The organism is Parapedobacter pyrenivorans (genome assembly GCF_014636865.1).
GTDB lineage: Bacteria > Bacteroidota > Bacteroidia > Sphingobacteriales > Sphingobacteriaceae > Parapedobacter > Parapedobacter pyrenivorans.
In genome coordinates this window covers 308,973-330,957 of the sequence record NZ_BMER01000003.1, presented here as the reverse complement: position 1 = coordinate 330,957, position 21,985 = coordinate 308,973, and the positions used below count along the sequence as shown (strand labels likewise).

General features: G+C 47.5%; 17 protein-coding genes. 10 read left to right on the top strand and 7 right to left on the bottom strand.

The genetic code is table 11. From position 1 onward, the window contains the following. Positions 1-34: 34 nt before the first annotated feature. Together IEV98_RS16260 and IEV98_RS16255 are read left to right on the top strand one after the other, a co-directional pair. Positions 35-1,408, top strand: a complete 1,374-nt coding sequence (locus tag IEV98_RS16260; RefSeq protein WP_188507074.1) for a TolC family protein — start codon at positions 35-37, stop codon at positions 1,406-1,408. 113 nt (positions 1,409-1,521) lie between these two features. Further along, on the top strand, positions 1,522-2,868 hold the full coding sequence (locus IEV98_RS16255; RefSeq protein WP_188507073.1) for an efflux RND transporter periplasmic adaptor subunit: 1,347 nt from the start codon (positions 1,522-1,524) through the stop codon (positions 2,866-2,868). On the opposite strand, the gene IEV98_RS16250 is transcribed toward IEV98_RS16255, so the two are convergent. Further along, on the bottom strand, positions 2,869-3,150 hold the full coding sequence (locus IEV98_RS16250) for a helix-turn-helix domain-containing protein (RefSeq protein WP_188507072.1): 282 nt from the start codon (positions 3,148-3,150) through the stop codon (positions 2,869-2,871). It abuts the gene before it with no gap. Positions 3,151-3,342: 192 nt separating this feature from the next. Between IEV98_RS16250 and IEV98_RS16245 the strand changes: the two genes are divergently transcribed. The 6 genes from IEV98_RS16245 to cysM all read left to right on the top strand — a co-directional run bounded on the left by IEV98_RS16245 (position 3,343) and on the right by cysM (position 10,016). Beyond that, complete coding sequence (locus tag IEV98_RS16245) at positions 3,343-3,708, top strand: hypothetical protein (RefSeq protein WP_188507071.1); 366 nt, start codon at positions 3,343-3,345, stop codon at positions 3,706-3,708. Between the two features lie 151 nt (positions 3,709-3,859). After that, positions 3,860-4,384 (top strand): ferritin, encoded by a 525-nt coding sequence (locus tag IEV98_RS16240; protein ID WP_188507070.1) that lies wholly within the window; start codon positions 3,860-3,862, stop codon positions 4,382-4,384. A gap of 174 nt (positions 4,385-4,558) precedes the next feature. Further along, positions 4,559-7,279: an outer membrane beta-barrel protein gene (locus tag IEV98_RS16235; RefSeq protein WP_188507069.1), complete on the top strand. Its 2,721-nt coding sequence runs from the start codon at positions 4,559-4,561 to the stop codon at positions 7,277-7,279. Continuing rightward, the gene (locus IEV98_RS16230; protein ID WP_229738796.1) at positions 7,276-8,247 is read left to right on the top strand and encodes an NAD(P)H-quinone oxidoreductase; all 972 of its coding nucleotides are present in this window, start codon (positions 7,276-7,278) and stop codon (positions 8,245-8,247) included. Before IEV98_RS16235 ends, IEV98_RS16230 begins: the two co-directional genes overlap by 4 nt. Before the next feature lie 80 nt (positions 8,248-8,327). Next, complete coding sequence (locus IEV98_RS16225; RefSeq protein ID WP_188507068.1) at positions 8,328-9,140, top strand: serine O-acetyltransferase; 813 nt, start codon at positions 8,328-8,330, stop codon at positions 9,138-9,140. A 3-nt stretch (positions 9,141-9,143) separates the two neighbouring features. Next, positions 9,144-10,016, top strand: coding sequence for a cysteine synthase CysM (gene cysM / locus IEV98_RS16220; RefSeq protein ID WP_188507067.1), 873 nt, complete (start codon positions 9,144-9,146; stop codon positions 10,014-10,016). On the opposite strand, the gene IEV98_RS16215 is transcribed toward cysM, so the two are convergent. The 5 genes from IEV98_RS16215 to IEV98_RS16195 all read right to left on the bottom strand — a co-directional run bounded on the left by IEV98_RS16215 (position 10,013) and on the right by IEV98_RS16195 (position 18,082). Next, positions 10,013-12,262, bottom strand: coding sequence for a Tex family protein (locus IEV98_RS16215; protein ID WP_188507066.1), 2,250 nt, complete (start codon positions 12,260-12,262; stop codon positions 10,013-10,015). The genes cysM and IEV98_RS16215 overlap by 4 nt on opposite strands. 6 nt (positions 12,263-12,268) lie before the next feature. Continuing rightward, positions 12,269-12,721, bottom strand: a complete 453-nt coding sequence (locus IEV98_RS24655; RefSeq protein WP_188507065.1) for a Sec-independent protein translocase subunit TatA/TatB — start codon at positions 12,719-12,721, stop codon at positions 12,269-12,271. 99 nt (positions 12,722-12,820) lie between these two features. Continuing rightward, the gene (locus tag IEV98_RS16205) at positions 12,821-14,113 is read right to left on the bottom strand and encodes a PepSY-associated TM helix domain-containing protein (protein WP_188507064.1); all 1,293 of its coding nucleotides are present in this window, start codon (positions 14,111-14,113) and stop codon (positions 12,821-12,823) included. Between the two features lie 127 nt (positions 14,114-14,240). Next, positions 14,241-15,626, bottom strand: a complete 1,386-nt coding sequence (locus IEV98_RS16200) for a DUF4374 domain-containing protein (protein ID WP_188507063.1) — start codon at positions 15,624-15,626, stop codon at positions 14,241-14,243. An 11-nt stretch (positions 15,627-15,637) separates the two neighbouring features. Further along, positions 15,638-18,082 carry a TonB-dependent receptor gene (locus tag IEV98_RS16195; RefSeq protein ID WP_188507062.1) on the bottom strand — a complete coding sequence of 815 codons (2,445 nt, stop codon included), beginning with the start codon at positions 18,080-18,082 and terminating at the stop codon, positions 15,638-15,640. Between the two features lie 108 nt (positions 18,083-18,190). On the opposite strand from IEV98_RS16195, the gene IEV98_RS16190 reads away from it, so the two are divergent. Both IEV98_RS16190 and IEV98_RS16185 read left to right on the top strand, forming a co-directional pair. Beyond that, positions 18,191-19,204: a helix-turn-helix transcriptional regulator gene (locus IEV98_RS16190; RefSeq protein ID WP_188507061.1), complete on the top strand. Its 1,014-nt coding sequence runs from the start codon at positions 18,191-18,193 to the stop codon at positions 19,202-19,204. 47 nt (positions 19,205-19,251) lie between these two features. Beyond that, positions 19,252-20,619, top strand: a complete 1,368-nt coding sequence (locus tag IEV98_RS16185) for an MATE family efflux transporter (RefSeq protein ID WP_188507060.1) — start codon at positions 19,252-19,254, stop codon at positions 20,617-20,619. Here the strand turns inward: IEV98_RS16185 and IEV98_RS16180 are convergent. Continuing rightward, complete coding sequence (locus IEV98_RS16180; protein ID WP_188507059.1) at positions 20,616-21,917, bottom strand: dihydrolipoamide acetyltransferase family protein; 1,302 nt, start codon at positions 21,915-21,917, stop codon at positions 20,616-20,618. The two genes, IEV98_RS16185 and IEV98_RS16180, sit on opposite strands and share 4 nt — an antisense overlap. Positions 21,918-21,985 lie beyond the last annotated feature (68 nt).

The following is a 21,985-nucleotide window of genomic DNA, read 5'->3' as shown; positions in this document are numbered from 1 at the left end:
TGGTCAAGAAGCTGAAAAATAACAACGAATCTAAATGAGTAGACAAGTTTTAGCTTTTAAATGCTTGGTGATCACGTTAGGGGTCCTTGGCATCTACATCGGTCGGGCCACGGCTCAAGAACAAATTACCATCCTTGAAGCCGTCGAACGGGCGATTACAAACAATTTGCAGGTGAAGCAAGCGGAATTTCAGTATGCGTTGTCGGACCAAGACCTTTTACTGTCCCGGATGACTTTCTATCCCTCAGTAAACGGAGCAATATCGGGCAGTAAAAACTGGGGTTTGTCATTCAACACCGATGTAGGGCAGTTGACTACGGAGTCGGCAAATAATGTGAACGGGGGTATTAGTGCGGATGTTTCTCTTTTCCAGGGTTTTTCTCGTGTACACCAGGTAGCGGCCAACAGACACCAGCTTATGGCCAATGCAAGCAACATCGACAAAGTGAAAAACGATCTCGCGCTTTCCGTTGCCACGAAATACCTGGAATGCCTAACGAATATGGACTTGCTTACCGCCAGCCAGCAGCAATTGGCACTTTCAGAAGAACAGTTGGCCGTTGCTCAAGCGAATTTTGAAGTTGGCAACAATACGTTGGCGGACCTATCACAGGCCAAAAGCCAGGTGGCTACCGATGAGCTCAATGTCACCACCGCTGAAAACGCTTATGACCTAGCTATATTGGATCTAAAGCAATTGATGGAAATGCAGCCATCAGTATCAATTGAGTTGGTTAAGCCACAAGTTGCTGATTTTGAGAATACTGAAGTAGTCTACAGTGCGGAGCAGGTGTATCAGCAAGCAATGACAGCTTATCCGGATATCAAAGTAGCCCAAGAACAATCGCTGATGGCTGAACGCAACATCGCCGTAGCTAGGGGCAATTATTACCCCAGCTTAAGTTTGGGAGGGAATCTTGGAACAAACTATTCCTCGGCAATTCCTGATATCGAACTCGCTACGCCAACCATGCGGTTTGGCAAGCAAATACGTAGAAATTTTGCCCAGTCTGTAGGTATCACGCTCAGTATCCCGATATTCAATGGTTTGCAAACTCGGGTGAATGTAAGCCGCGCTAAGATCAATTATCAGAACGCCCTGACGAATGAACAATTGGCGAAAAATAACTTGAATAAAATCATCAATCAGGCCGTGCTAGACCTCCGTGCTGCGGAGAAACGCTATTATTCGACTGAAACGGCTTTTGCCTCTGCCAATGATGCATTCGAGGTACTCAGCCAGCGCTTTGAGGTAGGGTTGGCCAATTCGGTGGAGCTTTTCACCGCGCAAACCACCAGGAACAAGGCGGAATTTGATCATATTCAAGCGCGTTACAATTTGATATTCCGAAGTAAGGTGATTGACTTCTACCTGGGCAATGAAATAAATTTTGAAACCGAGATGTAAATAATATTGACACAGAGGGCAATTATTATTTACGTCGAGCTCTCATCAGCCAATAAGAGAAAAATAACTAGTTGAAAACTGAACGAATAAACAACCAAAATCATAGATAGACTATGGCAAAGAAGAAAAATACACTCAAGTATGTGCTGATTGGCGCTGCAATCCTGTTAGTGCTCGTCATTATCGCCAATAAAATGGGTTGGATTGGTCAGGGTGACATTATCAAAGTGGCCACGGATAAAGTGGAAAAAAAGACGGTAAACGAACAGGTATCCGCCAGCGGCAAGATCCATCCCGAATTGGAAGTGAAGTTGAGTTCCGAAGTGTCGGGTGAAATTGTCGAGCTTACCGTAAAGGAGGGCGATGTGGTGACCAAGGGGCAGATTCTTTGCCGCATACGACCAGACATTCTGCAATCGGGTTATGACCGTGCGGTGGCTTCCTTGAATGCACAGCGCGCCACGCTGGCTGTAGCCGAGCAGCAACTGAAACAACAGGAAGTGAACGTTGCCAATCTGGAGGCGAATTTCAAGCGGAATAAGGAATTGTTTGATAAAAAAGTGATTTCCGCAGCTGAGTTTGATCAAATAAGGGCCGATTACGAGAGCGCGCGGGCCAGTCTGGAGGGGCAGCGACAAAATGTGCTGGTAACGAAATACGGCATCGATCAATCGCAAGCATCGGTAAAGGAGGCCGGCGACAACCTGGCGCGCACCACGATATATGCACCGGCAGATGGGGTGGTGTCATTATTGGCGGTAGAGCTTGGTGAACGCGTAGTGGGAACGGCGCAGATGGCCGGTACCGAAATCATGCGCATCGCCAATATGGAAGCTATGGAAGTGGTCGTTGAGGTCAATGAGAACGATATCAACCGGGTAGCGGTAAATAACGAGGCGACGATTGAAGTAGACGCATTTCAGGGGCGGAAATTTAAAGGGATCGTCACCGAGATTGCAAGCTCATCAACAAATGCCGCAACGGCAGCTACAGCGACGGCAGGTACCGACCAAGTAACGAACTTTAATGTGAAAGTCCGCATACTGCCCGACTCCTATGCTGATTTGCTGAGAGACGATTTAGCGAATACTTCGCCGTTCCGTCCGGGATTGTCGGCCACGGTTGATATACATACCCGTAAGGATACGGGATTGGCGGTGCCGATTCAAGCCGTGACTACGCGCGAGGGAGGCGGCAGCGATACCACGGAAACTAACGCATCGGATACCACTAAGACCGTGGCTGGTGCACCCAAAATGAAAGAATATGTGTTTTTATTGGAAAATGGGGTAGTGAAACAAACGGAAGTGACTACCGGAATCCAAGATGATGCAAATATCCGCATCCTTTCCGGACTTAATGAAGGGGATGAAGTGGTGTCACGACCTTTCAATGCCATCAGTAAAACGTTAAAAGACGGCAGCAAGGTAGAGAAAGTAGATAAGAATAGCCTGCTCTGATTAGGGTAGTGAATGAACGGCATGGTTAACGGTGGAATCGACAGCTAGCTTTACGATTCCACCGTTGTCATGGTGGAGAAGAGAGGCGCTCTCTACACCCAGTATGTCGGCAATCTGGAACAGTCGTTCCAAAGAGAGTTTATGGAATCCAAGCTCCAATTTACTGTACGCATTTTGCGAAATCCCTATTTTTCGTGCTACATAGTCCTGGGTGTAATTTCGGTATTCCCGCACGCGCCGGATATTGCTAGCCACGGTTTTAGCTTTGGTGGTAGGTTTCATAATTGGTATTTTTAAAAGTTCAGGCTCGATTAAAAGGTTTGTATGATCGAGCAATAGACAAAGTTAACACATTTTTTGCACTCATCCTTGTTTATTTCATTCAGCGTGAACCGGTTTCCCGAAAAACAAATTTAGTTGGACTGATTATAAATAATATGTATATTCGCATCCGATTAATACTTGGTTTACAGAATGGTTTGTCCTTTAGCTAATTTCGAGGAAGTCTATAAAACCGATCATGGTGCGGTATATCAATGCAGTAGGCAAAATTGCTACTGGCTGGAGTTTGCTGGTGATACGACTGCATTTAAAGTGGGTGATTTTTTTGGCTTCAAGAAAAAGATTGATGCCATTGACATTTCCGCTATGATTATCAATCCATCACGTACAGCTGATTTCACCATTGTAATGCCTTTCCGTACTCCACGCTGTTTTGTGTTGGATATCAATGATGTATTGAGCCTCCGTGAGTTATTGGACGGTGCTAAGTTTATGATTGAGCTCAATAGCGTAGTACATGAATGTCTGAAGGTAACGCCCAATCAGGCAAGTTATTAATTAGTCTGGCCGATCCTATTTTCCGATAATTTAGACTGAATTCGTATTGCTTTTAGTTGGTGCGTTTTGCCATTTAGTTTCCGTATTTTTGTATGGAAATACAGCGGCACTTAAGGTGCTGGTTGGTTGGAACTAAATAGTACATAGCATTATGAAAGATTTATTGAGATTGAAGACTTCGTTGAACGAAGAAATCGAAAACATACTGAATGCCCAAATTAAGGTGGAAGCTCATTCTTCATCCGTGTATCTGGCGATGTCATCCTGGTGCGATGACCAAGGGTACGATTTCAGCTCGGATTTCTTTTCAAAGCAATCAGAAGAGGAGCGGAAGCATATGATGAAATTGTTCAACTATGTGAATGATCGCGGTGGGAAAGCGATTTCACCGGAGATTGCGAATATACCGGCCGACTTCGAATCATTCCGGAGTGTATTTGAACAAATGCTCGAACAGGAGATGTTTGTGACGCAGCAATTCAACAATATTGCGGATAAATGTATTAAATTGAAGGATTTTGTTACCTTCCAATTCATCCAATGGTTCCTCGAAGAGCAGATTGAGGAAGAATACGTGGCGCGTCGGATTCTGGAGATGTTTGACGTGATTGGTGAAGAAGGAATCGGACGTTGGGAGATTGATAAACACATTCCAAAAGTAACATACGGAGAATAAATACGGCGGAATAGCACGAAGTAATCGGGCTGTCTTTTTTGGAAGGGCAGCCCGATTTTTTTTGCACAGATACGGATTAAGTGCTATCTTTCGTTCTTTAATAAACGAAGCAGATTGAGATTATTTATTTAATAACAAGTATCCCACATCCGATTCATTTATCGTCAGGAAAAGTTGCCATCGATAGCTATACATAAGCTCCTCGTTTTTGCATTTCTTTTTGTGTCGTTGCAGGCCGTCGCTCAACATCAACGAAAAGAGATAAGCGGCATTGTGATAGACACGGCAGGCACGCCATTGGTCGGTGTAAATGTCCGGCTTACGTCCATTTTGGATACCGTATTAGCTGTCACCGACCAAAGCGGATTCTTTGGGTTTACAAATATCATTGGCCCCGAATTCCGGCTAAGCTTCAGCATGATTGGATATAAGATATTGGATAGGTCTTTCGTTGCCAATTTTCCGGGATTAACCATGCAATTGCTACCCACTGTACTGCCCCCCCAGCAAACGTTGCTCAAAGAGATTGTAATCAACCGCGTTCAACCCATCGTGATCAAGGAAGATACCGTGCAATATAACATGGACGCGTACAACATAAGGGAGAACTCGTTGCTAGAGGAGGCGTTGAAACTGCTTCCTAACGTACAAGTGCGGCGTGATGGAAAGGTGATCGCGCATGGAAAAATAATCAGCCGGGTACAGGTGGATAGTAAGAATTTTTTCGGTGGAGAAGTGCTTACGGCTACCCGCAATCTACCAGCGGAGTTTATCCAATCCGTACAGGTAATCGATTATTACGGCGATATGGCAAACAGTACCGGTGTGAAAGATACGGAGCCCGAAAAAATACTCAACATTGTATTGAAGAAAGACCGGAAGCAGATTCTTTTCGGCCAAGTGACTGGTGGCGGGGGAACGGAAGAGCGCTATATCGGCAGCATGGGGATAAACAACTTCAACGATGGACAGGAATTTTCCATACTTGGGTCCTTCAACAATACCAATACGAGCTTATTTAGCTATGGAGCGCCAAGTGGGGCGGGTACCAGAGACCGCGGAAACGTCGATCTCACCGGCATGATGGATCCGGTAGATGGTGTGAATATAACCAATTCGGCTGGGATCAGTTACTCGGACGACCTATCGGATAAAGTAAGTGTATATGGTAAATACACGTTTACCAATCGTAAAAATAACACGATAGGCCATTCGGTGTTGACAAGCCACTTTGATTTTTATGAAATCATCAATCGTGAAGAAAAGGAAGTCAACACGGATAATATGAACCATCTGATGGCTTGGGATATCGAAGCGCAACTGGATAGCCGGAACTACCTGAAAATAAGTCCAAATCTGTCCTACAGTACGGTTAATTCAAGTAATCATAGCAATGATACCATCAAGAATAGGAGCATTGTCAGTGAACGGGTTTACCGCGCAACGGAGGATGTTTCCACGCCAAACTTTGATATGGATGTCTTGTATTCCCGTATGTTTAATAAGCCCGGCCGCAAATTTGTTCTCAATATGCAGGGTAAGTACTACAAGCAGGATAAATTGGAAGACATTAATGATTATTTTGAGAGTATCAATGCCAATACGGGACAGCCTATCCCTGGTGATGCTTATACATTGACCCAACAGGTGACCAGCGATAATCAGAACCGGATTGGACGGCTCAAGGCTTCTTTTGTGGAACCGATCGATAAATCCAGCATACTGGAAATAAACTATGAGTATAACTACACGGCTATCGATAGCCGACGCAGTGTTTGGGATACCCAAAACGAACTATTTGTGGACTCCTTAAGTTTGGATTATTCGTATTTTTTTGAGAGTAACCGGGTGGGCTTGAACTATCAGATGGAGCAAAATAAGCGATTTAAATATACGCTAGGCTTTGCCGTGCAACCCTTACTTCTTCAAGGGCATATGCTTGAAACGGACACGCTTACCCAGCACCGGAATGTCAATTTGATTCCCAGCGCGGGGTTCCGCTTCCGTATCAGCGATGAGAGCGAATTGTCCGTTGAATACCTGGGTACCAACAACCAGCCCAATTTCTCACAAATTCAACCCATACGTGACTTATCCAATTCGCAAAACATCATTATCGGGAATGCAGACCTCAAAGCCGAGTTCATCAATCGGGTTACCACGCGGTTTCGCCAAACCAAAATGGGCAGAAATCAATTCTTTGAAGCTCAATTAGCCCTCAATAAAATTCAGAATAAAATTGTAACCAGTCGTTCAAACCCCAGCAGTACAGTGCAGGAAACCAGTTTCCGTAATTCCACTGGGTATTTTGATGCGAGGGGTTATTACATGTTTAGTACGCCGGTTATCAATGAGAGCTTCCAACTCAATTTGAACGGCACTACTGATTATGTCAATAACGTATCCTATATCAATGACCAAAAGAATTTTGGGCGGAATTTTATCTATTCACAGGCCGTACAAATACGGTTTATGTTGGAAAATATCATCGAAACGGAATTGAATACGAGTTATACATTCAACCGTACCCGTTACTCATTGCGCAACAGTGATGGTATCGATGCGAATTCTTTTTTGGTTGGGTTGGCCGGCAAGGGGTACCTTTCCGATAACTGGGCATTTGGTTTTGACCTGTCGCATCGGCTCAACAACGGATACAGTAGCTTTGTCAATGCAAACCCAACATTGCTTAATGCATATGTCGAATGCACGTTTCTGCCGAACAACATGGCATTGCTGCGATTTCAGGGGTTTGACCTGTTCAATCAGAATACGGGCGTTACGCATGAGATCATCGGATCGGATGCATTGTTCATGCGTAATAATAGATTGGCTAGGTATTTTATGGTATCGCTCAATATCCGTTTGCAAAAATATCCGGGTAATAAATCATGATGCAGGCTGCAGTGATCACCGCTTATGGCGCAGCCGACGGGCTGACGTTGCAACAACGGCCTATTCCGACGCTGAAGAGCAATGAAGTACTCATCAGGGTACATGCCGCAGGCATAAACCGCCCGGATATCTTCCAGCGCAAAGGCAAATATCCGGCGCCTAATGGCGTCGTACAGGACATCCCAGGGTTAGAAGTGGCCGGTATGGTAGTCGGATGCGGTGAACAGGTGACCCGCTGGGCGCCTGGCGATCGGATATGTGCGTTGCTGGCTGGCGGTGGGTACGCTGAATATGCGGCCGTTGATGCTTCACATTGCCTGCCCATACCGGACAACCTGGATTTTGTGGAAGCGGCTTGCCTGCCTGAAACGGCATTTACAGTTTGGCATAATGTGTTTCAACGGGGAGAACTGAAACGGGGCGAAACGCTGCTAGTACACGGTGGTAGTGGGGGGATCGGTACGACAGCCATCCAACTTGCCAAAGCAATGGGCGCCCAGGTATACGCTACCGCTGGCTCTCGTGAGAAATGTAAGTTTTGCGAACGGCTGGGCGCTGTAGCTTGTTTGAATTACCAGGAAGAGAACTTTGCTCACCGCTTGGCCGGTAAACAGATCGATGTGATTTTGGATAGCATCGGAGCTCCTTATTTTGAGCAACACATTGCTTTATTGGCAAACGAAGGCCGATTGGTGTTCATCAACGCCGTGGGAGGGAGGCTCGCCGAATTGGATATGATGGCTTTGATGCAACGACGGCTTACGCTTACGGGTAGCACGTTGAGAGGCAGGAGCGCGGCATTTAAAGGTGACCTTTGCGGCGATGTGGAACGCTACGTGTGGCCATTGGTAAAAAAGGGTGCGTTACGACCCGTCATTCACGAAGTCTTTCCGCTGGCGCAGGCCAGCCTAGCACATGAGCGAATGGAGTCGGGTAACTTTATCGGTAAATTGGTCTTGGCGGTTTAAAATATTGTAATAATTAAACGATATTGTTGTCAACGTGCAAATAATTTGTTTCCTTAGTTGCATAACTACGACAACGAACGATGAACGACGAGTTTTTTAAATACCTTCACGACAAGCAGCGTGAAATAGCGGATGTGCCGCCAAACGGTGAGATAGCAGCTTGGGCGCTGCGGTTACTGGACTTACTTTTTCCTGAACGCCAGACGCATCCCGACCGTAATATGGAGCAGCTTAAAGCGCAATTTGCACAGTCGGAAAAAGAGTTGGTCAATATTCTGAATCGGACAAAGGCTTGTGAAGATTGCAATAACGGATTGATCACGAAACAATTTTATGGAGCATTGCCGGAATTGCATCGAGTCATGCACACCGATGCGACAGCAATTTATGAGGGCGACCCGGCAGCAACCAGCACGTTTGAGGTTATCCGCACGTATCCGGGATTCTTTGCTATCGCCCTGTATCGCTTTGCACATGCATTACTGACAATGGAAGTCCCTCTATTGCCCCGGATCCTTACGGAATACGGCCATTCCCAAACCGGTATTGATATCCATCCCGCCGCTGCCATCGGGGAATACTTTTGCATAGACCACGGCACCGGTGTTGTTATCGGCGAAACGGCGGTGATAGGTCATCAGGTGAAAGTTTACCAAGGCGTGACCTTGGGTGCGATGAGTGTGGAGAAATTTTTGGCGAATACGCGGCGGCATCCGACGATTGAAGACCGGGTGGTGATCTACGCTGGAGCGACTATTTTGGGTGGTGATACCATCATTGGCCACGATAGCGTGATTGGTGGGAATGTATGGCTAACATCGAGCATCCCTCCCTACACGACGGTCTATCACCAGCCGACCGTGAAAATTGTGGACTCAAAAACAATACATTAGTAGATGCAAACGCTAATCGATTGTGTGGGAAACACGCCACTGGTAGAAATCAGCAAGCTTTGCCCAAACCCGCGGGTTAGTCTGTATGCTAAACTGGAAGGCAACAATCCAGGGGGAAGCGTAAAGGATCGGGCCGCGCTCCATATGATCCGAAGTGCGCTGGATCGTGGTGATATTGAGCCTGGCATGTGTTTGATTGAAGCCACCAGTGGAAATACAGGCATTGCGTTGGCCATGATGGCGCGCATTTTTGGCTTAGATATTGAATTGGTGATGCCCGCCAGCTCGACCCGTGAGCGCACGCTTACCATGGAAGCATTCGGCGCCAAGGTGACCTTGCTGGAATCCATTGAGGTGTGCCGGGATTATGCCGAAGAAAAAGGGGGGCATGCGGATTATTACCTCTTGAATCAGTTTGCCAATCCTGACAATTACCTCGCACATTATCATACCACAGGGCCGGAAATCTGGCGGGATACAAAGGGCCGGATCACCCATTTCGTGAGTGCGATGGGAACGACGGGCAGTATCATGGGCAACTCGATGTTTCTGAAGGAGCAAAACCCAGCCGTGCAGATTGTGGGTTGCCAGCCTACGGAAGAGTCGGCCATTCCCGGCATTCGCCGCTGGCCAGCACAATACCTGCCCAAAATCTATGATCCCAAAAAGGTAGACCGTGTGATGGATGTTTCGCAAGCGGAGGCAACGGAGATGACTAGGCAGTTGGCTCGGGTGGAGGGGCTATTCGTGGGTATGAGCAGCGGGGGAGCCATGGCATGCGCTGCGCGGCTGGCAGACCAATTGGACACGGGTGTCATCGTCTTTATAGCCTGCGACCGCGGCGACCGTTATTTGTCGAGCGATTTGTTTGGCTAAGATCCGAATTTGCTTTTCAGGGCGGCTAATTTAGACGTGAGGTCGCTTTCGGCGTTACTTGGACGCGACGGTTTACGATTTTTGGATGGGTCGTGCCTATGCTGTTTCTTCGCTGCCGGACTTTCTTCCGTTTTCATGGAAAGGCTGATGCGATTGCGCTTCTGATCGATTTCAGTTACACTGACCATCACTTTTTGTTGCACTTTGACCACTTCATTGGGGTCTTTCACATACCGGTTGGCCAGCTGGCTCAGGTGCACAAGGCCATCCTGATGTACGCCGATGTCTACAAAAGCACCGAAATTGGTGATATTGGTGACGATGCCGGGTAGACGCATCCCTATGCGCAGGTCTGAAATGCTATTGATGCCTTCGGCAAAAGAGAACTGCTCAAATTGTTCGCGCGGATCGCGTCCCGGCTTTGCCAACTCTGCCAATATATCGCGGAGCGTAGGGATACCTACGCTATCGCTTAAGTACCTTTTTATGTCAATTTGCTTGCGGAGTTTCTCATCACGTAGCAGGTCAGCCACGTCGCATCCCAGGTCGGACGCCATCTGCTCCACTAACGCATAGCGTTCGGGATGCACCGCGCTGGCATCAAGCGGGTTTTCTGCGTTTCGGATCCGTAGGAAGCCTGCCGCTTGTTCAAATGCCTTCTCACCTAACCGCGGTACATTTTTCAAGGATTCCCTATTCCGGAAGGCACCGTGCGTGTTGCGGAAGCTAACGATTTGCTGGGCTAATGAAGGCCCTAAGCCAGATATATACGAAAGGATCTGTTTGGATGCCGTGTTGAGTTCCACGCCGACGGCGTTGACACAGCTGATTACGGTATCGTCCAATGCCGTTTGCAGCTTAGCCTGATCCACATCGTGCTGATACTGGCCCACACCGATGGATTTGGGATCGATTTTGACCAGTTCGGCCAACGGATCCATCAGTCTCCGGCCTATGGATATCGCTCCGCGTACGGTTACGTCGTAATCGGGAAACTCCGCACGTGCAACTTCGGAAGCAGAGTAAATGGAGGCACCGCTTTCATTAACCATCACAATAGCGATTTCGGGAAGGGCTAGCTTCCGTACAAATTCTTCCGTTTCGCGCCCTGCCGTACCGTTACCAATGGCTATGGCCTGTAATTGATGTTTTTCAACAAGAAAGCGAAGCGTCTTGGCGGCTTCTTCTGCCTTACCGGCACCATTATGCGGGAATATCGTTGTATTTTCGAGCAATGCACCCTGTTCATCCAGGCATACGGTTTTGCAGCCCGTACGAAAACCGGGGTCAACGGCCAGTAGTCGCTTTTGACCTAAGGGCGCAGCAAGCAGCAGCTGCCGGACATTTTCGGCAAATACCCGTATAGCTTCCTCGTCGGCACGTTGGCGGGTAAGCATCCGTACTTCAGTTTCCATGGCCGGTTTGAGTAACCGTTTATAACCATCGAGCATGGCGATGCGCACTTGCGTACTAGCTTCGCCCGACCCCTTGATATAGGCATTATCTAGTAATGGCAATACCTCGCTTTCCGGTACCTCCATATCAAGATAAAGCATTTCCTCTTTCTCGCCGCGTCGCATGGCCAATACACGGTGTGAAGGAGCTGTTTTCAAAGGTTCTGCCCACTCATGATAGTCCTTGTACTTCAAGGCAGCTTCCTCTTTACCAGGTATCACGCGGGATGCAAATACGCCCTTTTCCATGAAAACCTGTCGGGTTTGCGCCCGGATGGCAGCATCCTCTGCAATGATTTCCGCGATGATATCACGCGCACCGGCCAATGCATCTTCCAAATCATGGAGTCCTTTATCTACATCCACAAATGCCTGAGCGGCATTTCGGATGTCGTCGTTGCCTTGCAGCAGCACCAGTTGAGCAAGCGGTTCAAGCCCCTTTTCCCGCGCCATGCTCGCACGGGTTTTGCGCTTGGGCTTATAAGGTAAGTACAGGTCTTCGAGGATCGCCATGGTTTCGGCGGCTGTTACCTGCGCCTCCAACTCAGCCGATAGCTTTCCTAGCTCCGCTAGTGATCGGAGGATAGCCTCACGGCGCTTGTCCAATTCACGCAACTGGTAAAGCCGATCACGGATTTGCGCGAGCTGCACCTCATCAAGGCTGCCCGTCATTTCTTTTCGGTAGCGTGAGATAAATGGGATTGTAGCACCTTCATCAAGGAGTGCTATGGCGGTGCTCACCTGCCGCGTAGACAAAGCAAGCTCCTGAGCGATACGGATGTCGTGGGTCATATCCCCTTAGGTATTCTTTTCGTCACTTACCGGTTGTTTCGGGGTTTCCGGTGCGGGTTCTACATTGCCGTTGTCTTGAGACGTATTGGCATTATTTTCGGTTGCGCTGTCGTGGTTATCGTGGTAATAAGGACCGTTGGTGCCATAATAATCAGGCTCGCGCCCGGGGTCGTGCTGATAAGTGCCGGCCGGTGCCGGCGGATTGTTTTCGTTCAGTTTTTTTGGTTCATCATTGACGATAACATCCTTTACCTCAATATCCTTTTCAAAATTATTGATTTGGTCGCTGATATCACGCTTAATGGTGTCGGAAGCATCTTTGAATTCTCGTATACCGCGGCCCAGTCCCCTTGCCAACTCAGGTAGTTTTTTGCCGCCGAAGAGCAACAACGCGACAAATACTATGAGCATCATCTCACTCGTTCCAATGTTCAGGAATGCCAATACTGTACTCAACATAACAATACCTCTATTTTTCAACCGCTAAGGTAGGAGTAAATTTTGTTATATCCATGAGTTGATTGGAAAAAAGCACGCCATTACCCAGCCAAGTTCCATTTAAATCGTGGGCATTGGCGTAGGTTTCCTTTGCTGTTTTGCAGGTTTCCTTTTCATCTTGTTCAGCCAGATAAGCGTGCCGGTTATGGGTAAGGTGGTCGCCACCAAACAGGCCAAAAAATAAATCAGCTTAGAGAATTGACCGTAAACATTGCCAATATGCAACGCTTTTATGGACCCTGCGATGCGCTCGTTAAATGGCTTATCGCGGAAAACCTCCACTTCTTTTACCGCTGCCGTGGCGGCATCTAGTTTTACTTGGTCACTAGCTGCTGGTGCGAAAAAACCAACGCGGTTCTTGCTGATGGAGAGGGGAGTTTGGGCATCTTTGGGCAAGCTGATACGATAATCGCCCGCATAGGGCAATGCTTGATCAACAGCAGTTAAATAGGATGTAAACGGCAGTAGTTTCAGGTCTGTCTTTGGTGTATCTTCGTCCGGATTCCTTTTTTCGCCCGATTTTTCCGTTCCGCGTTGCTCGGCTTTGGCCGCTCGCGGACTGTTGCGGGTTTCAGCGGTCTGTTCCTTGTAGGTCCCCAGCGTTTTTTGCAGGCCGGTGCGGTACCAAGGAAACGACCATTGAGGGCCAGTGATGCCCATAATGAATAAGAAAATCAACGAATAAAAGGCCAGCGAATTATGCAGGTCGTGGTTGATCCGTTTCCAACCGGCATTCCACTTTATTTTGAGCCCTTGCTTCCATGTCCGTAATTTCTGAGGAAACCAGATAACCAGGCCGGTCAATACGCCCAAGGTGAACAAGATCGTGGCTGTGCCGGAAATATAGCTGCCCAGCTGTCTATTTGGTAACTCGCCAAATAGTGGTTCTTCTATCTTGTCCAGTAATAGCCAGCGGTGAAGGCTAAACATCGTTTGCATAAATTCTCCGGTTTTGGTTACCTCTTTGGAGGTACCGGTGATATCGCCGGTATATGGATTGACATAATAGGTGGTGCCAAAGCGGCTGTTGTCTCCTTCAATACGTGCGGAGAATTGATAGGTTCGGGCGGGATCTGCGGGTATACCGATAACTGTGATGGTACCGCCGGATTCGCTTGCGATTTTCGTAAGGAGAGCGTCTGCGGGAATCCGGTTTTCACCCGCGGGGACATCAACCCAATGCAGATGCGGTGATGCCCATTCGCGCAATTCGGTGTTGTAGGTGTAGATCGTGCCGCTGAAACAGACCAATATCACCACGATGGCACTGATGAGTCCGGCCCAAAGGTGAATGTCGTTGAAGAATTTTCGAGCCTTTTGCCAAGTCGTTTTCTTGCGTGCTTTTCTAGCCATGGTTGTTTGTTTAGTTAGTTTTCAATTAAAAGTTAAACAAGAAATCATCCGATTTTAAAAATCGGATGATTTCTTGTTTAACTGGCTCCTTGGCTTGATCAAGCAAGGGGGATAGCGACGCTTTTTTTTAGTAAGCTCCTAAATAATGGCTGCCGGACTGATTAACCAATTGGGCACCTTTGGTGATTTCCTTGGTTTTCCAGTTAATGACGTAAACATTGCCATCCTTACCGGTTGGTGTGAGCGGAACATATGCAAAATCGCCCTGTACGCCAATATTCTGGTATTGGGAAAATGTAAATTGAGAACCTGAAAATCCTTCATCTGTCTCACTGGCTGTTACCAGTTTTGTAGCCGTTTTAGCGTTCAAATCTACTAGCGCAATATACCCACCTGCAACCGTACTTCTCGTGTACAACACGACACCGATACCGTCCTGGATATAGCGGAAAGCCCTGATACCGGCATCTTCAATACCCAAGGCCGTATTTAAATCAAAGTCGTATGCGTTATCATATTCGTCTGTTGATTTACTGATACGCAATATTTGATGCCCGGATCCCATACTGGTCGCAGCTTGGTAGATATGCCCATCCGTGCCTACATATTGCGTCATGGTGCGGTATGAGAGATTATCTGTGTCTGCAACGGTAGAAGTAATCAATTTAGGATTCCGCAAAGTAGGGTAATCTACCACTAAGGTTGTCGTTCCCAAATCCCGTTCGGTAGTTGTTTGCCAACCATTTATAGCACCATTGTTATTATAAGTTACCGTGCCGTTGACGTCATGCCTGCGGATACCGAGTCCGATAAATACTTTGTTTTGGGCCTCATTCAATACCGGAACATCGGCACGCCATACGTGATAACCTTGTGACTCCAATTCTTCACCTAAATCGATATCGATACTCCCGGTGTTGGTGATGGCAGTAGTGTTGAGATCTATATTTGCAATACGTACCGCTCCCTTTGGATTTTGGTAGACAAAATTAGGTGCTTCTCCAGTGTAAGGAGCTAATGCATCGCCAAAAGAAACGCCTACGCCTTTCCCCTCTGCAGCTTTGGTCCAGCGTGGCGAAGTGCCTAAGATAATAGCGGTATTCAACTCGGAACCCACTTCTTCGAAATCTTTTCCGCCGTGCACGCTGTATTTGTTGAATACGCCGCCGTCTGCGCCTGTGTATTGAATATTATACAGGAAATTTCCGTCTTCAGATCCTTGTACACGTGCAGTACGTTGGGATTTTAACGAAAATCCCTGGCCTGAATCAAATATACGGACCACGTGGTTCGGATCGATCGCTTGTTCATGGGATACGGCATAGGCGAGGGTACCACCATTGCCGGGCGTACCGCCCGCGTCAGGAAACGCGGCCGTCAACGTAATCCAACGTTCGCCGTCTTCAACAGGTGGTTTCCCGTTATCCGGACCGTCATTATTTTTACTACAACTGCTTAGCGTTACAGCCAGTACGGCTGCAGCATACATCGCTTTGGTTAATTGATTTTTCATCCTATTGTTTTTTATAAAAATTTACTGATTGTATAATTTAATTTGAGGTATATACCTCTTCCAGGCTTCTGGACCATGAAATTGTCATATACTTCCGCGTTAAACAGATTTTTTACATCAAGACTGGCAACTAATTTGCCCGAAGGAAAGCGATAGCTCGCTCCAATATCATGCGTGAATTGCGTTGGGGTCTTGGACCATTTCGGCGCGCCCCAAACGATATAATATTGGCCGACGTAGCCGGTATTGTAGTACAAATTCAATATCGATTGCCTTTGAAAAACGTTGTTCAGTCGATACTGGATATTTCCGTTAATGGTAAAGAATGGTTCATTGGGCACCTGTTCGTTATAGAAATCATGGGCTTCTCCGCTTCCATCGACGCCTCCTTTGAAGAGGTTATTGAATTTTGAGAAATTCAGCATGGCATTTAGCCGGTTATCGTAAATGTATATGATTTCGCCTTCCACACCCCGCGCTTGGGTTTTGCCCAAGTTGATGTACCGGGTCGTCTGGATATCGGCATCTTCTTCATTTTCGATTTCGTCGGCATCTACTACCTGTTGTGTGATTTTGTCAAAACCGTTACGCCAGAAAGCACTACCGTAAAATGAAAGCTTATGTTTGCCGGAGTCAAATGCCCCCCAACGAAAGCCAAGGTTGTAGTTCGCATTTCTTTCCGGCTTTAAATTCAGGTTGGGCAAGATATTGATTTCCGGATCGCCATATAAGTGCGTTTCGTTCGGCATGATGTAGGCATTCTCTCCCGAAGCAATGAGGAATAGCTTGGGGACAATGTTGTAGGATAGGGTCGCCCCATATCCGAAGTTATCGGCAAAGGTAGTTGTGTCACGCCTGATAATCGTGTTTTGACCATTCTCTGTGATGATTTCTGGCTTACTTCGGTTTGTCCGGTTAGCGGTGTATTTGACGAGTAGGTTGGTTATTAACTTATCGTTAAGGGTCTGTGCTTCATAATTGAACGAAACGATGTTTTTGACCAAGTCACTTACGGTGACCAGATCCCTGTTTATAGGATTTAGCAGGTCACTGTCATTCCTATCCGTCATTTCAAATTTATGATTTAACGATATGCGGTGGCCGGGAACAACGGTATACCCCAGGTTCGAACGTGCATTGGTGATTTTGCGGTCTACTTGCGTGATGGTTTTTTCACCTTGTTGACCGCCTCCGGTTGTTCGTAGCGGCACCCGTTCTCCGAACTCGATGACTTCCCTGACCGTGCCGTCCCAATTGTAGGCCAGGCCAACCGTGTCTTGCAAATAGGTGCTGCGATTGCTGTGTACCGCATTAATGTTCAATGCCAGTCCATCAATTAACAAATCCCTTTTGTTATAATTCAAGCTCACTACATGGGCTTGATATTCGGTGAAACGACCTACGTAGGGCACCGCCATAGTTGTGCCATGGGGAATCTCATTATACGTATCCGAAATGTTGTAGCCCAGAAAGAATTGATCGGCCCATCTCACATCCGTAAAGCCAGCTTCAAAACGCCCGCCTATCGATTTGTAGGTGTCATTGAATCGTTTTGCCCGATAAGGTCTCGTAATTTGTTGTAAATGATTGACATAAGTGGTCGATCTGCCCCAGGTTGTAAAGCTGTTGTCCGTGTAGATGTGAAAACCGGACGCCCTTGCCGAAAAGCCGCTTTTTTTATCTCGGAATGTTGCACCAATGTCCGATTGGAACGTATTGAACGACCCGTAGGACGTGGCCAGTGTGATGTTGTTTTGCGATGCATCTTTTTTCAATACGACATTGATTGCGCCACCTACGTAGTCGCCGGTCAAATGGGAAGGCAATACGCCTTTGTATATCTCAATGCGTTCGATCATTGCAGGCGGAATATTATTTAAGTTGAAGGAAGAACCATAGGTAGAGATTTCGATACCGTCTAGAAATAGACCCACTGCGCTGCCGGATAATCCATTCAGATTGTATTCAACCTGAGATCCGATACCACCATTTTGCCGTACACGCACACCGACAGTACGATCCAATAATTCATTGGTAGTGAGGTTTCTTAGGGAGGCTTCCTTGGTTTCTACGACGGCGACGGCAAAACCAGAGACTTCCATCTTTCGTTTTTCAGTATTCCGAACCACTGACACTTCTTCTAATTGGCTGGCTTCGTTGAGTTCGGCAACCATATTGGCGCGCTTGCGAGCCTGATTTATCGTTACCCCGATTTCTACCGTTTTTAGCTCCAAGGAAGTGACAACCAATTCATACTTGCCGAATGGGATATCCGGGATGGTATACTGACCGTTATCATCTGTCATCGTAGCCCGGTTGATGGGTTTCAGCATGACCGAAGCACCCACTACGGGCTGTCCGGAAGAGGTGGTTACGGTGCCGAAAAGCTCGCCGGTTTGGGCGGAAGCGACGAATGTCGTAAGGAGTAGCAATGCGGTGGATAGCAGTTGATTCATGTCTTTTTCTGAATCATTATTTATATATAGTCTAAATAATGTATATTTGGCGCAAATATAGGGTTAAGCTTAATCTGTAAATTATAACTAACGGAATACAAATTATAAATGGCGGAATTTTCGTTGGAACGTGACGAGTTCACGCATGAGGTATTGACCGACGGTGCTATCCACAAGGTGGCAACAGCAGGCAGCGATGTTACGATAAGCCGTTTTGGTATTTTTTGCTTTTATCAATTCAGCACCTCGTATTCATCCGGTTATCGTTTTCGCGTTTTGGCGCAGCCAAGACCGGAGATTCGCTTAATTTTCGTGTCAAAAGGACAGGGTGTCCATATCGGGTGCCACAGGGAGACCAAAGTGTTTTCGTCCGAGGAAAGCAATTGTTCCTTTGTAAAGGAAGGTTGCTCGCAAGACTTAGTTATCCCTAGTGGTGAAGCATGCGAACTATTCATGCTTGTTGTCGGACTCGCCGATATTTCATTACCGATCGCCGATAGCCAGCCGATTCTCCGTAATTTTCTGCAAACCAATAGCTGCAGCTGGCTATTGGACGAACAGCATATGTTATTGGGTATGAGGAAGATTTCGGTCATCCAGCAAATACTTCATGAAAAGAAACCTACCTATTTACAGGCGGCCTATTCCCAGTTAAAGCTGGCTGAATTGTTTGTTTTGTTTTTGGAAAAGGCCGGTAGATTCGGTAGCGAGGACGGGTCGGTCCAACTACGGCCGGAAGAGCTGGAACGTATCCGGAAGGTCAGAAGTATGCTGGAAGACAATCTAGCAGCGTCTTATTCACTGGTTGGATTGGCTCATGCTGTAGGAACGAATGAGGCTAGCCTGAAGAAGAACTTCAAAGCGGTTTACGGAACAACGGTATTCGGCTACCTAACCGCATGCCGTATGGAGCGCGCTAAAGTCCTGCTCACCAATGGACAATTGAAAGTGGCGCTGGTAGCGCAAGAGGTGGGCTATAAATATGCTTCACATTTTTCCGCCGCATTCCGTAAATATTTCGGATACCTGCCTACCAAGCTGTTGCGGATGGTCGTGTCCGTTCCGGCATACTTATCGGGTGCGGCGAGTATGGAAGTTTTTACGTGTTTAGCGGTTTTGTAAGCATAGGAAAGGTGAAATCTTTGTACCTTTGCCGCTCCTATTAGAAAATGGAGGGCAGTGTGCGCCAAGGATTCAAATCATACAAGCCATATTATCTCAGTACGCTCACATTAGCGGGGCCGGTGATGATCTCGCAGTTGGGGCATATGTTGGTGCATACTGCGGATAGCATCGTGGTCGGCCACTTTGCCGGTACGATACCACTCGCCGCGGTGTCGCTGGTACATAGTGTGTTTATGATCGTGATGGTCATCGGTATCGGGATTTCGTACGGCCTCACCCCGTTGATTGCGCAGGAAAACGGAAGAAAGAACTATGCCGAATGTGGTGCGTTGCTCTCCAATAGCATATGGATCAATGGGCTCGCAGGAGTGCTGCTGTTCTGCTTGGTATACTTCGGTTCAATGGCGGCGATCGATCACCTCGATCAAGACCCCGACGTGGTTCGGGAAGCCAAACCCTACCTGTTTATCCTCAGTTTATCAATTTTGCCGCTGATGGTATTCAATGCCTTTAAGCAGTTTGCCGAAGGTTTGGGATTCACCAAGCAGGCTATGCGCATCACCATCTGGGGGAATGTCTTGAATGTACTGTTAGCCATTGTTTTCGTGAAGGGTATGTTTGGGTTGTCACCAATGGGGGTGAGTGGGGTAGGATATGCTACTTTGATCGACCGTTGTTTGATGGCGGTTGTGATGAGTTGGTATGTCTTCCGTTCGGTTAATTTTAAACGTTATTTGAGGCAGTTTAGGATTTGGTATGTCGATACCAAGCGATCCGTATCTATCCTGAAAATAGGTGCACCGGTGGCGATGCAATACGTGTTTGAGGTAGGCGCTTTTGCTGCTGCTGCGGTGATAGCGGGCACGATAGGTGCTGTCGAGCAGGCAGCCCACCAGGTGGCGATCACGCTAGCGGCAATGACGTACATGATGGCCAGTGGGGTTGCAGCCGCCGCTACCATCAAGACGGGCAACAGCTTTGGTCAACGGAATTTTTTCAGGCTGCGGCGGTTTGCCATTTCGAGCTATCATATCGTATTGGTATTTATGGGGGTTACGGCACTGCTATTTGCACTCTTGAACCAATATTTACCGTGGATTTTCACCAAGGATACCGTTGTGATCGGCATCGCGGCTCAACTGCTGGTCATTGCGGGGCTATTCCAGCTTTTCGACGGAACGCAGGTGGTCGGCCTGGGCGTATTGCGCGGTGTCGGCGACGTGAATATCCCGACCTTGATCACCTTTGTGGCTTATTGGATCATCGGTTTGCCCACAGCATACCTGTTGGGCATTGTGCTGAATTTCGGTGTGAATGGGATATGGTATGGGCTTACGCTCGGGCTGCTCACTTCTTCGGTATTGCTCTATGTAAGGTACCGCAAAGTGGTTGCAAGATTCCGTTCTACTTAAACCTCCCGATTCACATCCCAATTTTCGAGATAATCGGCTACACGCTTAACGAAGCGCCCTCCCAATGCACCATCAACCACGCGGTGGTCGTAAGATAACGAGAGGTACATCATGTGCCGGATGCCGATCATGTCGCCATATTCCGTTTCAACGACGGCCGGTTTCTTGGTGATGGTGCCCACAGCCAGTATAGCTACCTGCGGCTGGTTAATGATAGGCGTGCCCATGATGTTGCCGAAAGCGCCGATATTGGTCAGCGTAAAGGTGCCGTCTTGCGTATCATCTGGCTTTAATTTGTTGGTGCGTGCGCGATTCGCCAGGTCATTGACGGCCTTACTTAAACCCACCAGGCTCAATTGATCCGCGTTTTTAATGACCGGTACAATTAGGTTTCCGGATGGTAATGCCGCCGCCATTCCGATATGGATACGGCGTTTTTTTATGATCTGTGTTCCATTGACCGAGACGTTGACCATCGGGAAGTCCCTGAGTGCTTTGCTTACGACCTCGATGAAAATTGGCGTGAAAGTGATTTTTTCCCCTTCCCGTTTTTCGTAGGCACTTTTCACTTTATTCCGCCAATTGACAAGATTAGTGACGTCGGCTTCCACAAATGAGCATACATGGGGTGAGGTCTGCACGCTTTTGACCATGTGGTCCGCAATCAGCCGGCGCATACGGTCCATCTCAATAATCTCATCTTGTGGGGAGATCGGCACTGGAATAGGATCATTCACCATGCCTGTCCGTTCTGGTGGCGGGTGTGAAAAAGTAACTTCTTTTTTCTCTGCCAGGTAGTTCAATACATCCTGTTTGGTGACTCGCCCGTCGCTGCCGGTGCCCGGAATGGTATCCAGTTCTTCGGAAGTGATACCTTCTTCAGCGGCAATGTTCTTTACCAGTGGGGAATAAAAGCGGGTGTCTGTTTTTTTGGAGGGGAGCGGATCGGTCTCCGTTATCAGATGTTCCATACCCGGAATGTCGTCACCGGATGCTTCTTCCGTGTCTGTTTCAATCGGTTGTTCGATTTCATTCACAACGGCTTCTTCATCTTCACCGGCAACCTCGATGATCGCAATCACCTCGCCCACTTGAGCGATCGCATTTTCGGAAAACAATTGGGCTTTCAGGATGCCTGATACTGGCGATGGTACATCGGAATCGACTTTGTCCGTGGCAACCTCAAGTATCGATTCGTCCTCGTCGACGCGATCCCCGGGTTGTTTCAGCCATTTTACTACGGTTGCTTCCGATACGCTCTCGCCCATCCGGGGCAGTTGTAAGTTGTATGTCGCCATAACGATGATTCCTGTTACTGATTGAAACGGCCCTAAGTTACATAAATAATTGACTAAAAATAAAACAA